This is a genomic window from Mangrovimonas sp. TPBH4, assembly GCF_001280505.1.
Classification (GTDB): domain Bacteria; phylum Bacteroidota; class Bacteroidia; order Flavobacteriales; family Flavobacteriaceae; genus Mangrovimonas_A.
In genome coordinates this window covers 35827-51782 of the sequence record NZ_LBIO01000062.1, presented here as the reverse complement: position 1 = coordinate 51782, position 15956 = coordinate 35827, and the positions used below count along the sequence as shown (strand labels likewise).

Genomic DNA, 15956 nt, shown 5'->3' with positions numbered 1-15956 from the left:
CAACGTTGTTGATGGCTTTTTTGATGCATTTAACTAAAGCTGCCTAGTCATTCACATTGAGCACCCACTCACCGCCTTCTTTAATAAGACTCATGGTTTCAATGGCACTACTACCATTGTAAACATCATAGCTCAGTACATATTTCTGTCCTTCTTCTGCCGTTGGATCAATAACATTTGCCAATAGGTCTGTCAACACCGTAAACATCATCTCATCACTCCAAGATGTACTCCCTCCTGTCCTATTAAAGTTACCATAATTTGCCAAATTTCCAGCGGCCGCCTCAAATCCTGGCTCAGCGGCATAAGCTGCAGCTATATAATCATAATCGGCACCAGTTAAAGTATATTGAATTGTATTGTCTGGTACCCATTCTGTTCCATCAAAACCAAATTGTAAACTAGATTCAATAGTAGATTGGTATGCTGTCCATTCGCCTTCAACTACCGTATAAGAATTTCCTCTTATTTGAACCGCTCCAGCAGAACTTGAATAGTACTTATAGATTACAAACATCTGCTCTTCTTCTTGCGCGTATGGATACTCAATACTCAAGAAGGTAGGTATATAGCTATCTGCAGGAACAGAACTACTGAAATTATCATACTGTCCTGGTTGTCCAGAGCCTTCACCCATAGAGTTGTAATCCACGGAACTTAGATAATAGACACCCTCCATCACTTCCCAAGCACCTTCAGAATACACAAAGTACTCTCCTTTGGAATCATAATCTCCAGAAACACCTAACGATTTCACCAATAACTCATCTATTTCCCATGAGGCAGACTCATCTGCAGTGGATTCATATTTAAAAGCAATATGAATCGTTTGCCCATCATAAGCAGACAAATCATAATCTTCAGAAAGGATAAAATCCCAATTATTCCCTGCTGGGGCATTGGCAAAATCAATCATTTCCCATGTAGCTGCAGACACGTCTCCTCCTGTAGTATAGTCTGAAGTCACCCACACACCTAATAATGACAAGTCGCTGGCATAATTGATAGCCTGGTTAATTTGAACTCTTATATCGGACTCCCCCGATAAATCCAATTCAGGAGAAATCAACCAATCTTCATTCACGATACTCCCACCATCGTATCCACTCATATAGGCATATTCTACACCTCCAAAAGAGTCTGCTTCCCACACTTGATCACCAACCACATTAACACTCTCAAATCCATCCAGAGTACCATTAAACCCATATTCATATAAATTGGCAAAGCCTACTTCCGGCACTTCCAAATACTGTCTATATTGCACCAATACGATCTGCCCTTCTGAAGGAGATTCTATTTGCGAATCCAAAACCGACATAATCTCTTCTGTAGCATCGACGTTTGGATAGTACCCAAAAGCATCACTGCCTGAAGCCGCATAATCTGCAGTTGTCAATTCATAGACATCTGCATCTGTATAATCTTCCAGCCCTTCTGCATTTCCAACATAAAGGTTATAGAATACATTAACAGATGACCCAGCATCCAAATAGGGATACAATTCAGCCAAATAGTCAGGCAACATTTCTCTAGCTTCATCTTCTGAATTGAAACTACCATACTGCAGGTCCAACTCATCGTAATCATCATCCGTTAAAGTCAAATCAAATGATTCCACCACTCCAGCCGCATTTTCTCTGGCTTCATCGTGCAGGTCATCCATAGGGTTACAAGAACAAATAATTGCCCCTAAAAACATTGCATATAAATAAAATACTTTTTTCATCACTTTTCTTTAAAAATTAAGTTTTAAACCTACACTATAAGTTCTACCTGCTCCATAATAAACTAAAGCACTGGCAGCAGTTCCATCCACGTCATTAGAATCTGAGATATATTCTGTATTAAAAACATTATTAATTTTCCCATTCAAAACGGCTTCAAAGGAGCCTAAATCAAAAGTATGACTTACACCTATATCAAATAGCCCATAGGCAGGTGTTTCCCATGTATCTGGGAGATCAGCACTTCCACGACTAGTAACCAAATAGGAAGAATACATATTCCCCGCATAATTATAATCCAAATAGATTCTAGATCTATCTGCAAACCTATAATTAGCTCCCAAAGCAAAGGTTGTTTGAGCGGCATCACCTACTTTCAAATCTTTTGCAAACACATCAACCACATCAATCTCTTCTCCGTCTTGGTCCCTAATTATTGCCGACACATCACTTTTCCATTTCCAATCTCCTATAGAAGCCATACCAGTAAAAGTTAAGTCGTCTGACAACCTATAACGGAGATCAATTTCAATACCTTGGTGCAAAGCATCCATTCCTGTTAGGTTATAATAAATTCTATCTGCTTCAGGAGTTGCTCCTGGATATGACCCATTGATAGCTTTGTCCAACCAGCTAGTTCGATACAAATTCACATTTGCAGACAGCTTTTCTCCTCTAAACCCATAACCTACTTCCACACTAAAGACCTTTTCATTTGTAGCGTCCTTATTGGCATCTAACGTATCTTCATCCAAGAAAACTGAAATTACAAAAGGTGCCTTTGAAAAATACCCAACATTAACAAACACATTATTATTGACATCCAAGTTGTAGTTCCCTCCTCCTTTCACACCAAAACCAAGAAAATCCACAGCATCTGAAGTTCTGCTGCCGGTAATTTCACTATTCATAAACTCTTTTTTCTTATAGTTGGAATTAGACACATCCGCAGCAAGGAAGAAGTTTAAGTCATCTGTTAGTTGGTATTCAGCTTGACCGAAAAGACCATATCTAAGCACAATGCCATCATAATCCTTATTATAACGATCACCAACTTTTAGTGGTTTGCCATAAGCAAAGGTATCCGACTCATTATCTAGGAAAAACTGGCCTCCAAGCAAATCATCTACCTCATACCAGTGCGATCCTATGTAATATCGCGTATCCAGCCCTCCTGAAATTGTCAAGTTATCACTGAGTGAATTTTTGTACGTTGAAAGAATACCATACCATTCGTGCGAGTTTCTTGATGAAGAAATAATATCTGTAGAACCAGATGCGCCATTAGCAATATTTTCATCCACAATTCTATCAAAATCTATAGGCTGCAATCCTGAACTTCCAATTCGGTAGTCACTTGCTCCAATTTTATTCCCTTCATCTCTACGTCCACCACCACTACCAAAAGAAGCATAAAGGGCAGTTGACAAAGCAGAATTATCATTGATTTCCCATAAGTGATTTAAAGACAATTGCGGTTTGTGGTAAAAATTAAAAGATTGATGATATACTTCCCCATTTTTATATCCCCAATCTTTGTTAGCCCTTCTAGGTCCAGATTCCGTTGCTTGCAACTCCGAAATAGTAGATCTATTGTAACGCTGTCCATGTTCTTGCTGCGCTCCAAACGCACTAAAGGTCAATCTATTCTTATCATTCAACTGTTGAGACAAACTCACAAAATAGTTAAACCCTGAAAATTCAGTCCCATCAACATAACCGTCTCCTGAGATTTTAGCAGCGCTTACTGTAGCAGCAAAACCCTTTGAAGTCAAACCTGTGGAATACGTCATCCCATATTTCAAGTACCCATTATTACCAATACTGGAAATAATATTTCCTCCAGCTTCGGCATCCGTACTTTTTGTAATTATATTAATGGTCCCCCCTACTGATGGCACAGCCACCTTTGAGGCCCCTAAACCACGCTGCACCTGCATGGTGGACGTTACATCTCCTAAACCAGCCCAGTTAGACCAATAGACCCTTCCGTTTTCCATATCGTTGACAGGAACACCATTGATCATAACCGCAACGTTTTCTGAATCAAATCCCCTCAAGTTAATCCTTCCATCTCCATATCCACCACCAGCTCTAGTAGCATACACTCCTGGTGTAGATTTTAAAATTTCAGGAAATTCTTGAGTACTCAACTTTAAGGCTATTTCTTCAGCCTTTACCGTGGACACCGCTACAGGAGTCTTTCTATCGACCGCTACAGAGGCAATAATTTGCACTTCCTGCAAACCAACCTCGCTAGACTCCAAAGTAATCACACCAAAATCCTGATCACCACTAAAGGTGATGGTTTGAGTGGTATACCCTACATAGGTAATCACCAATTCTCCCGAAGTTGCTTGTGTAGTAATTGTGAAATTCCCATCAAAATCGGTAGTTGTCCCGTTTGATGTTCCCTTTTCAATGATGTTTGCACCTGGTAATGGTTCACTGAAGTCTGAACCGATGATTTTACCTTTGATAGTGCTCTGTGAGAACAGCGCCGAAGTACATAAAAATACAGCAGCTGCACATAGTAACTGGTAAATGTTTTTCATGTTTAATTGTTGAAATTTGAATTAGTTTTATCAAAATTACTCATTAATGATAATCAAATATTACCCCAATGTTAGCAATTAAGCACCTGAAAGTTAATGATTAATATCAAACCATCAACAATTAAACATGAAAGCTGTTAAAAGTTTTTTAACATTTATTAAGAAAGTTTTTTATAAAACTCCAAAAGGTTTTGCGTGGAAGCATCATGACTGTTACCACTTCCTGATGCGTTGATATCTTCCAAAATAGTATTGGCAAGTTGTTTTCCTAATTCCACACCAAATTGATCGTAGCTAAAAATATTCCAAACAACCCCCTGCACAAAAATCTTATGCTCGTACATGGCAATCAATTTTCCAAGACTCTCTGGCGTTAATTTCTCAATTAATATAGATGTTGTAGGCTTGTTGCCCTCAAAGACTTTAAATGGCACTAAACTACCTGAAGCACCTTCATCCTTCACCTGCTGTTCTGTCTTCCCATTTAGCAAGGCTTCTGTTTGTGCCAAAAAGTTGGACATCAATTTGTCTTGATGATCTTTATCTTCATGTAATGCTTGAGCAAACCCGATAAATTCTGCTGGAATTAATTTTGTCCCTTGGTGTATCAATTGGAAGAAAGCGTGTTGCGAATTGGTTCCCGGCTCTCCCCAAATGATGGTTCCTGTTTGATAGTTCACAGGATTCCCGCTTCGGTCGATACTCTTTCCGTTACTTTCCATAATCCCTTGCTGCAAATAAGTCGCAAACTGATTTAAATATTGAGAATAAGGAATCACCGCCTCGGTTTCAACACCGAAGAAATTATTATACCACACACTCAACAGTGCAGATATCACGGAGATATTTTTATCGAAACTGGTAGTTCTAAAATGTTCATCCATCTTGTGGGCTCCCAACAACAACTTGTCGAAATTCTCGAATCCAACAGAAAGACTGATAGACAATCCAACCGCACTCCATAAAGAGAAACGGCCGCCTACCCAATTCCACATTGGAAAAATATTGCTTTCATCAATTCCAAACGCCTTTACACGCTCTATATTGGTAGACACCGCTACGAAATGCTGGGCGACTGCTTCTTCCGGCGCATTGATCAAGAACCAGTTCCTAATGGTACTTGCGTTGGATAAAGTTTCTTGAGTAGTAAACGTTTTGGACACCACCACAAACAAGGTTGTTTCCGGATCTAGATGCTTGATGACCTCATTCACATGATCCCCATCAACATTGCTTACAAAATGTGTCTTTAGGTGATTTTTATAATAGGTAAGTGAATCCACTACCATGGCAGGACCCAAATCAGATCCACCAATTCCTATGTTCACGATATCGGTAAATGCCTTTCCTGTATACCCTTTTAACTCTCCTGAAACGACTTGATTGGTAAAAGCCTTCATCTTTTCCTTCACCTCATAGATTTCGGTCATGACATTTTCACCATCCACCAAAACCTCAGCAGTTTTTGGGGCCCTTAAAGCTGTATGCAGTACTGCTCTACCTTCCGTTTCGTTGATGACATCACCTCCAAAATACTTTGAAATGGCATCCTTAAGATCTACTTCCTCTGCCAATTTCAGCAAAAGCTCAAGCGTTTCTCCTGTAATCCTGTTTTTGGAGAAGTCTACGTAAAAATCTTCCCATGAAATGGTCATATTATCTGCCCTTTGTGGATCTTGGGCAAACCAATCTTTCATATGAGCATCTTTAAGGGTTTCAAAATGCTCTTTCAGCTGCGTCCATGCCTCTGTAGTCGTAGGGTTTATTGCTTTTAATGCCATTTTTATTTTGCTTGTGTAATTAATGTTTCTTCCGCCAAAAATTCTTCTTCTTCCTGAATCCCTTCAAACTGAATTCCATCAAGGCGACCTCTTATTGGCGAAATATATTCCATGTATCTTGTTTTCAAACTATCTGAGATAGGTTTGGCTTCTGGCAATTTTTCCCTTAGCGGATCCACTTGCCTTCCATTTTTCCAGAAACGGTAACAAACGTGAGGACCTCCAGTATTACCGGTCATACCAACCCAACCAATAACATCTCCCTGCTTTACAAATTGCCCTTTCTTAACGTTTTGGGCTTTCATATGCAGATACTGTGTCTCGTAGGTAGCATTATGTCTAATCTTCACATATTTTCCATTACCACCGCGTCTAGTAGATTCGGTTACGGTTCCATTGGCAGTTGCCATAATAGGCGTTCCAATGGGCGCCGCAAAATCGGTTCCCTTATGTGGTCTTACCTTGTATCCATAATAGGCAATACGACGCTTAAGATTGTATCTAGATGAAATTCGTCCAAATTTAACGGGTGACTTCAGGAACGCACGACGTAAATTTTTAGCCTCCTCATTAAAGTAGTCAACGATACCTTTTACGGTATCTGTTTTAAATTGAAAAGCATAGAAAGGCTCGTTATTATGCTCGAAATAAGCCGCTTTAATGTGATCTACCCCTACATAAATACTGTCATCAATATACTTATCTGTGTAAATCACCTTAAATCGATCTCCTCTTTGCAGACGTCTAAAATCTATGGTCCAGGCATAAATATCATCGGCCATCATATAGGCCAGTCGCGGACTCAAGCCTTGAGCTTCCAAAGTTTCAGAAATGTTGCTGTCAATAACCCCGGTTGCTTCCTTTTCCATATACTTAATAGGCTTTCTATTGGTATAGGCATGGATAGAGTCCTTAAAATTAATTACCACATATTCCTCCTGATTAGGTTGGTAAATAAAACACTGCGGAAGCTCCAATGAATCTTTGGAACACAATAAGGTATAAGGCTTTCCTACTTGAAGTCTTCTAGCAATATCAAAGCTATCCTTTGCGCTCTCTACAATATTGTAAATAAGAGGGTATCCAATTCTGTTGCGCTCCATGATAGCTCCAAAACTATCCCCATTTTTAATGGTATCGCGCTTTACAATGAACTCATTAAGATTGAATCCAAACTCATGAATTTCTGCAGGTTCAACAAAAGTTTGTAACGGCTCAATTTTCTCTTCTTTCACCTTTTTATCATCCTTACATGATAAAAATGTCACACACACAAATAGTGCTGTTAATAATCTTGTTTGCATTAAATTATATCAATTTTAAATATTCTCTCCCCAGTTATCCAACTCATCTTGGGACCATAACTCTGGGAAAAATATACGCCTTTGATATTTGGGGTGCATATATTTCTTCCAGTCACTTCCTCCAGTTGCTTCTCCGTCTCCAAGACCACTTTCAATATAATGCCTTGCGGTATTGTAATGTGCCATCACCCATGTGATATTGACTGTATAGTCGTAATGCCTCATGGCCTGCACGAGATTTTCATCTTTTTGAGCTTCCATTGGCAGCTCCTTAAATCTAGTCCAAAGGTTTTTGGTGTTATAACTTTCCATAAACCTCAAGAAATCATCCTTATAGCGCTTTTCAAAATTAACTAAAAGTGTTGACTTTTCGCTAGTTTTGTAATCCTTTCCTGCAGCTTGCCAATACAAATGCTCAAAAGCATGGGTATATGGTGTATTTCTGTCTATGGTGGCACGGAACCTGTAATCAATCAAATTGATCAACTCTGTTGAAGCAAATTCTATCATACGATACTGCGCACTTTGGAAACCACTTGCAGGTGTCAACGTATGGCGGAACTTCATGTATTGCTCCACTTCCATACCTTCTCGCATGATATTGAAAGAAGTGGTCAACATATCAAAATATCGACTAACGCGCATTACCTTTTCTGCAAAGAAATCGGCTTTTAGCTCTTTACATTCCGCTACCTGCTCAATTTCCCACAAAATCATTTTGAACAACAGCTCATTGATTTGATGATAGGCAATAAACACCATTTCATCAGGTAACTGTGTACGCTGAATCTGCAATCCCAAAAGGGCATCTGTTTGAATATAATCCCAATATGTAATGGGCTTACTGTAAAGCAGCCCTTTTAAATGGTCCTCGGTATTTTGATTGATGGATTGGAACTTGTCCTCAAGTTCTTCTATTACATTGTCAAATTTATTTGGGTTGGCCATATGTTAGTTAGTCAAATTGAATTTGGAATGAGTGTTTCAGCCCCCTGAAGGATTCTAGTTCTGCCCGTAACGATCCCACTGCCAAATCTGCCTTTATTTTTAATGGGATCTTGTTGTTATCTGCACTCACCCATAGTGTTAAACTTTCTTGCTCTTTAAACACCCTGCCAGCCATTACATATGGACGGAATTTAAGTGTCTTTATTTTACCAAATTCTGTTTCGATGGTTTCCCTTCCTAAAAACTTAAGTTTGAACACATAGTTTTCTTCATCAAAAAACATGTTCAGTTTCACCACATCTCCAACCCTTATCCTATCAGTGTCATAATTATTGCGTAAATAATAAAACGCCGACACCATATCCTGCACATCCTTTTCTGTAGCAAACTCTTGCCTTCCGCCATTTTTATGGTTCTTGACATGAGCCTTGTTTTCATCGTGATCAAACTTGATTTCAATATCCTTGGTATGGCCACCTTCGTCAATCTTCCTTATGAACTTATATGGCGCACCAGTTTGCCTATCAAAATAACTTTCGTAATGGTCGTCTACTTTAAAAAACCAACCAATGGCTCCTGTAGTCCATCCTTTACCTACTACATGATATACTTCTTTACCATCCAGCATTTTTTCATGCACTTCAAGTGTTGCGTTACCTGCCTTTAAAAAGCCACTATAACTCATCTTAAACTTGAACCATTCACCTCCCTCAAAAGCTGTTTTGTCCTGAGCCGAAGCAATTTGCGCAAAGAAAAGAAAACTGAGAAAAAAAAGATTAAATTTCATGTTAAAAGTATCTTGTCCTCCTAACTTTTGGCAAATCATGAGGCTGTTAAAAAAGCTGACAAACAATTACTGTTCCAAATGTATAAAAAACAAAAAACTCCATAGTTGCCCGATGGAGTTTTTTAAAACGTGGAACGTTAAAAATTTGTTATAATGTTCCTCTTTTTTCTTGCTCTCTTTCGATGGATTCAAAAAGGGCTTTAAAATTCCCAGCTCCAAATCCACGCGCTCCCATTCTTTGGATAATCTCGAAAAACAGGGTTGGTCTATCTTCAACCGGTTTGGTAAAAATTTGCAATAGATATCCTTCTTCATCCGCATCGATCATGATTCCCAAGCCTTTCAAGGTTTCGATATCCTCGCGAAGCTCATGACTGAACTCTTCCAACCTTCCAGGAACTGCTCTATAATATTCTTCCGGTGGTGTTGACAAGAATTCCACGCCTCTAGAACGCAAATCAGAAACAGTTTTGATAATGTCATCCGTAGCTACAGCAATGTGCTGTACACCTGAACCCTCGTAAAAATCTAGATACTCTTCAATTTGAGAACGTTTCTTGCCTTCTGCAGGTTCATTAATTGGGAATTTGATACGACCGTTACCGTTACTCATTACCTTACTCATCAAGGCTGAATATTCCGTATGGATTTGCTTATCATCAAACGAAAGGAAATTCACAAAGCCCATCACGTCTTCATACCACTTTACCCAAGTGTTCATTTCACCCCAACCAACATTTCCTACCATGTGGTCTATGAATTTTAAACCTGTTGGCGTCGGATTATAATCCGATTCCCATTTCACAAACCCAGGCATGAACTGTCCATTGTAGTTTTTGCGCTCCACAAACATGTGAACCGTTTCTCCGTAGGTATAAATACCAGCTCTCACCACTTCACCAAATTCGTCCTTTTCAACGGTTGGCACCATATAGGATTTGGCACCTCTTTTGGTAGTTTCTTCATAAGCACTTCTTGCATCTTCTACCCAAAGCGCCACAACTTTCACACCGTCTCCATGCTTTACAATATGCTGGTTAATTGGAGATTTACTATTCAAAGGTGTCGTTAAAACCAATCTAATTTTATCCTGAAGCAGTACATAGCTCACCTCATCTCTCGAACCCGTTTCTAAACCTTTATAGGCATAAGATTGAAATCCAAAAGCGGTTTTATAAAAATGAGCCGCTTGTTTTGCATTACCTACATACAACTCTACATAATCAGTCCCCAACAAAGGCAAAAAGTCTTCTGCCCCTTCAAATATTTTTTCCAGTCCGTATTCAACCGACTTAATTTCTTTACTCATAATCTTTAATTTTTTAGTGTTCCAACCAAGATTTAAAATAATCTTCGTCTGCTATTTTTAATGCTTCTTCAGTAACTTTTAACGGCTTAAAGGTATCTACCATAACGGCCAATTCATCAGTTTTCTCTTTCCCAATACTACGTTCGGTTGCTCCCGGATGTGGTCCATGAGGAATCCCAGCAGGATGCAATGAAATATGCCCTGCGGCAATATCATTCCTACTCATAAAATCACCATCCACATAGTACAGCACCTCATCACTATCAATGTTACTATGGTTGTATGGTGCTGGAATACTTTCTGGATGATAATCATACAAACGCGGCACAAAACTGCACACCACAAAAGCATCGGTCTCGAAAGTTTGGTGCACCGGTGGCGGCTGATGGATCCGTCCGGTTATAGGTTCAAAATCATGGATTGAAAAGGCGTAGGGATAGCAATAGCCATCATAACCAACCACATCAAAAGGATGGGACGCATACACCATATCAAACATATCATCCTGCTTTTTCACCTTGATTAGAAAGTCTCCCGATTCATCGTAGGTTTCCAATTCTTCAGGACGTCTGATGTCACGCTCGCAAAATGGCGAATGCTCCAGCAATTGCCCAAACCAGTTGCGGTAACGCTTAGGTGTGTAAATAGGACGACGTGATTCCACTATAAACAAGCGGTTATCATCCGTATCAAAATCTATTTTGTAGATAATGCCTCTAGGCACTAACAAATAATCTCCGTATTTAAAGTCTAGATTTCCGAGATGGGTACGCAATTTCCCTGTTCCCTTATGGATGAAAATCAACTCATCAGCATCAGTATTCTTGTAAAAATATTCTGTTGTAGATTGCTTTGGAGCAGCCAAAATAATACTACAATCGCTATTGGTAAGCACGGTTTTTCGGCTCTCCAAATAATCGTTTTCCGGCTTCACTTGAAACCCTCTAAAACGATAGGATTGCATGTTGTTTTCCCTAGCAATCTTTGGAGCGACGCTATATTGATTTTGAATAGCTTTGACCTGAGTTGGTCGTTGTTCGTGATAGGAGTTGGTGGACATGCCATCAAACCCTATGGTTCCAAAAAGTTGTTCACTATACAAACTGCCGTCCGGCTTTCGAAATTGTATATGACGTTTTGGGGGTATGTTCCCTAGTTTATGATAAAAAGGCATTGTTAATAATTTTAATAGTTGAAAGTAAAAATAACAAGCGGCATTTCCGCCTGTGTAGAAGGCACAAAACGCCTACTTATTCAGGATTTCTCTTGATAAGAAAATGAAGATGCGCCAATAAACCTGTCCAAAAATGTGTCACTTAAAATTCTTGTTTACTATTTATCAGGAGCGTTTTGCAACCTTATAGTTTTCTCTTAAAACCATGCGATGTTCTGCAAATATCGTAAAATTTTTGTAGATTTTTAATAAATCCCGAAGAGCTTATATTCTCAAAGCGCTAAGCCATATTTTGAACCACTAAAACCAGAACCCTAGATTAAAAAACCAATAATCCCTTTTCGTATCTGGAGACCAAGTATATTTAGCTTCAATAGGACCTAAAAAGGTTTCAAAAGAATAGCCCACAGCAAAACCTGAATAATTCGGAGTGGTCAACCACTCTCCCGTGTCAAAAATATTATCTTCAACATTGGCTATATTGGCCGCGAGCAGTAAGTGGTTCTTTTTAAAAAATTCGTAATCTAAGGTAAACGTACTCTTTACAAAGCTATTCCCGGTAATGGTCACAAAATCGTACCCATAAAAAGAAACGAAGTTATTGATGAAATTATTGGCATAACCTCCCAGTCCAAAATCCAAGGAAGAAGTCCCATTGTCCCCCATTTTAAACCCACCTTGCTCCAAAATATTCATGGACAATCTCTTCGTTATCCTAAAAGCATAGCCTATATCTGCCTTGGCAAGTGTAAAGGGTCTAAAATTTTCATTAAAACTGGAGGCATAAAAATATGAATGAATGTCTCCATTAAAATAAAAACCACTTTTTGGAAAATCCCTATGGCTATAAGTATCCAACTTAATGTTTCCGTACAAACTCAAATAATCGGTATTCTCAAACAAAAATTCATCGTCATTGTTGTTACTAAACTGATTCACCAAGGTTTGGGAAGCAATTCTTAAGTGCTTATGCTCAACACCTGCAATTAAAGCAAAATCCTTTCTAAATAAGGTCTGTACATAAAATTGCGTGTTAAAATCCTGCAACCTTATATCCACCTTGTTTACATTATTCATTTCCTCTTCAAAACTCCTCACGATCAATTGCGAATTGACCCCTCTGTGAAATTGGTTGAAACGGGTTCGTAAGCCAACACTCCAATAAAATCCTCTATCTATAAAATAATCCAAGTTATACCTAATATTATCACCAAGAACCACGTCTAAGGATAGTACATCATTATCAAAAAGAGTCCGCTTGCGGGTAAGGTTTAAAATGGCAGCACTTTTATAAAGTTCGTCATAATGCAATCCAAATCGCAAAAAATTAGTGGTTTCATTTTCTTTTATGGTGGCCAACAAATCGTAGCCTTCAACTCCATAGGATCTTTGGAACCGATACTCAAAACTGTCAAAATTATTGGTTGCCATCAAATTATTGACACCTCGACTAAAATCGGTATAGCTTACTGTAGAATTACTTTTAAGCTTCAGTTTCCCCAAAACATAAGCTCTAGTATACCTCTCATAGCCCCTAATCTTAATAGAATTGATTCTGATGCTATCGGGACTTTTCAACACTGCCTTTGGAGCATCATTGGCATCCCAAACTTTTTTAGAAAGCTCGACAAGGGCTGGAAGACTTTCCCTCGCCGCCATTTCTCCATTTTTCACAATCCTTTGCCCCTCACTAAATGAGATGACCGAGAAATCCTTAATATCCGGTTTGATGTAGATATCTGTTTTCTTCGATTTCCATACCATATCATTTATGGTCCTATAGTTGTTAATTTGAAGAAGCACATCGGGAGCGGAAGTAAGCTCTTCCCTGGTAGCCAGTTCATCCTGAACATCCACCCCTATAATTACATCCATCCCTTTAGCTTTCAATTCATCAATAGGGTAATTATTGGTCACCCCGCCATCTATCAATAATTGATCATCTATTATAACCGGTTGAAACAAGGAAGGAAAGGCGCCACTAGCTGTAATAGCCTGCGCCAAATTGCCCCTTTCCAAATAGACGGCCTTTCCCGTTTCAACATTGGTTGCCGTACAAAAAAATGGAATTGGCAACTGGTCGAATTCTTCAACATCACTGACAGGAAGGGTTAGGTAAGTCAATAAATTATATATGTTTTGCCCGGAGGAAATGGCCGAGGGCAACTTCAACTTAAACCTATTAAAAGGTAAGGTTAAGGCATATTTTTCAGAATTCTCGCGTTCATAGAAGGTCTTGGATTCCCTTGGCAAGTAATCCGTGATCACCTCGTCATAGTCAACACTTCCAAAAATGGAATCCAGTTGTTTCCCCGAATAGCCAGAGGAATAGAGCGCACCAACAATAGCCCCCATACTGGAACCTGCAATATAATCTACCTTTAGTCCAATGCTGTCCAGTACTTTCAACACCCCGATATGGGCAAATCCCTTAGCCCCACCGCCACTCAATACCAAACCAATTTTCAAAGAATCCTTGGCAGGAACTTCTTGGGCCAACCCAAGACCTACAAAAGATAGAAAAATGATTATAACGAGTAGATATTGCTTCATTTGCTTACATAAAAGGCTTTTATTTTTTGCGCCTTGGAAGGCCCTACTACGGCAGTGAGATCTTCAAGAGAGGCTTGGGAAATCCGTTTTACCGATTTAAAATGTGTCATTAGTTCCACAATGGTTTTCTCACCAATACCCGGAATAGTCTCCAGCTCCGTATTAAGAGCACTTTTGCTTCTCCGGTTTCTATGATGTTCTATACCAAAACGGTGCGCTTCATTACGCAATTGCTGAATGACCTTGAGGGTTTCGCTTTTTTTATCTAAATATAAGGGAATTGGATCTTCTGGGTAAAATAATTCTTCCAAACGCTTCGCAATTCCGATGATCGCAATTTTTCCACGTAAACCTAAGATTTCCAAACTATTAAGCGCCGAAGACAATTGTCCTTTTCCTCCATCAATAATGATCAATTGTGGCAGTGGTTGCCCCTCATCCAAAAGCCTTTTATAACGTCTGTGCACCACCTCTTCCATTGAGGCAAAATCATCTGGTCCTTCAACTGTTTTTATATTGAAATGCCGATAGTCCTTTTTACTTGGCTTCCCATTTTTAAATACCACGCAGGCGGCCACTGGATTTGTTCCCTGAATATTGGAATTATCAAAGCACTCAATATGCCGCGGTTCCTCATGCAACCGTAAATCGGCCTTCATTTGTGCCATAATGCGGTTGGCATGCCTATCAGGATCTGTAATCTTCACTTGCTTGAAGCGCTCCATACGGTAGTACTTTGCATTTCTGATAGAAAGATCCAGAATATGCTTTTTGTCTCCCAACTTTGGAACCGTCACTTTTATATTATCTCCAATATCAACTTTAAAAGGCACATAGATTTCTCTGGAATTGGAATTGAAACGCTGCCTAAGTTCAGTTATCGCCAACTCCAAAAGCTCCTTATCGGTTTCTTCCAATTTCTTTTTGATTTCCAAAGTATGGGAACGGATGATGGAACCGTATGACAACTGAAGGAAATTGACATACCCATAACCTTCATCGCTCACTATGGAGAACACATCTACATTACTGATTTTCGGATTGACGATGGTAGATTTTGCCTGATAGTTTTCCAGCACTTCAATCTTTTCCTTTATTTTTTGGGCTTCTTCAAACTTCATATCTTGCGCCAAGACCTGCATTTGCTTTTTAAAATGAGACAAGGAGTCCTTAAAATTCCCCTTTAAAATCTCCTTTATCGAGGCAATATTGGCATGGTATTCCCCTTCCGTTTCATAGCCTTCGCAAGGACCTTTGCAATTTCCCAAATGATATTCCAGACACACCTTGTATTTGTCCGCTTCTATTTTTTCTTCCGCCAAATCATAATTACAAGTTCTTAGCTGAAACAACCCTCTTATCAACTCCAACAAGGTAGACACGGTTTTCATACTGGTATATGGACCAAAATATTCCGAACCGTCCTTAATGACCCTTCGCGTGGAAAACACCCTTGGAAACCGCTCCTTCTTGATACAAATCCAAGGATAGGATTTATCATCCTTCAACATGACATTGTATTTGGGCTGATACTTTTTAATCAGGTTATTTTCCAACAGCAGAGCATCGGTCTCTGTATCAACGACAATATGCTTGATACTGGCAATTTTTTTCACCAATACCCGAGTCTTTCCGTAATCGTGCTGTTTTGTAAAATAAGAACTGACTCTTTTTTTCAGGTTCTTTGCTTTTCCAACGTATAAAATCTTCCCCTCAGCATCATAATATTGGTAGACTCCTGGCTGATTTGGCAAGGTTTGCAACTGAATTTCAAGTGAAGTTTGGCTCATCATTCAAAGGTAACCATTTTCATGGTTT

General features: G+C 39.2%; 10 protein-coding genes. All 10 read right to left on the bottom strand.

Features of this window, described 5'->3' with window-relative positions; all coding sequences use genetic code 11:
- Positions 1-43: 43 nt before the first annotated feature.
- Positions 44-1729: a choice-of-anchor J domain-containing protein gene (locus ZA05_RS15985; RefSeq protein WP_053992695.1), complete on the bottom strand. Its 1686-nt coding sequence runs from the start codon at positions 1727-1729 to the stop codon at positions 44-46.
- Between the two features lie 9 nt (positions 1730-1738).
- Positions 1739-4282 (bottom strand): TonB-dependent receptor domain-containing protein, encoded by a 2544-nt coding sequence (locus tag ZA05_RS15980; RefSeq protein ID WP_053992694.1) that lies wholly within the window; start codon positions 4280-4282, stop codon positions 1739-1741.
- Positions 4283-4440: 158 nt separating this feature from the next.
- Entirely contained in the window at positions 4441-6063 is a 1623-nt protein-coding gene (pgi, locus tag ZA05_RS15975; RefSeq protein ID WP_053992693.1) for a glucose-6-phosphate isomerase, read from the bottom strand.
- Between the two features lie 2 nt (positions 6064-6065).
- Positions 6066-7367 (bottom strand): peptidoglycan DD-metalloendopeptidase family protein, encoded by a 1302-nt coding sequence (locus ZA05_RS15970; protein WP_053992692.1) that lies wholly within the window; start codon positions 7365-7367, stop codon positions 6066-6068.
- Positions 7368-7382: 15 nt separating this feature from the next.
- Positions 7383-8315, bottom strand: a complete 933-nt coding sequence (locus ZA05_RS15965; protein ID WP_053992691.1) for a tryptophan 2,3-dioxygenase family protein — start codon at positions 8313-8315, stop codon at positions 7383-7385.
- Between the two features lie 7 nt (positions 8316-8322).
- Positions 8323-9102, bottom strand: coding sequence for a DUF3108 domain-containing protein (locus ZA05_RS15960; RefSeq protein ID WP_053992813.1), 780 nt, complete (start codon positions 9100-9102; stop codon positions 8323-8325).
- 148 nt (positions 9103-9250) lie between these two features.
- Complete coding sequence (gene hppD / locus ZA05_RS15955; protein WP_053992690.1) at positions 9251-10411, bottom strand: 4-hydroxyphenylpyruvate dioxygenase; 1161 nt, start codon at positions 10409-10411, stop codon at positions 9251-9253.
- A 13-nt stretch (positions 10412-10424) separates the two neighbouring features.
- A complete protein-coding gene (locus tag ZA05_RS15950; protein WP_053992689.1) occupies positions 10425-11585 on the bottom strand; it encodes a homogentisate 1,2-dioxygenase in 1161 nt (386 codons plus the stop codon).
- A gap of 300 nt (positions 11586-11885) precedes the next feature.
- On the bottom strand, positions 11886-14138 hold the full coding sequence (locus tag ZA05_RS15945; RefSeq protein ID WP_053992688.1) for a patatin-like phospholipase family protein: 2253 nt from the start codon (positions 14136-14138) through the stop codon (positions 11886-11888).
- Positions 14135-15928, bottom strand: a complete 1794-nt coding sequence (uvrC, locus tag ZA05_RS15940; protein WP_053992687.1) for an excinuclease ABC subunit UvrC — start codon at positions 15926-15928, stop codon at positions 14135-14137. The genes ZA05_RS15945 and uvrC overlap by 4 nt, the downstream gene beginning before the upstream one ends.
- Positions 15929-15956: the final 28 nt, after the last annotated feature.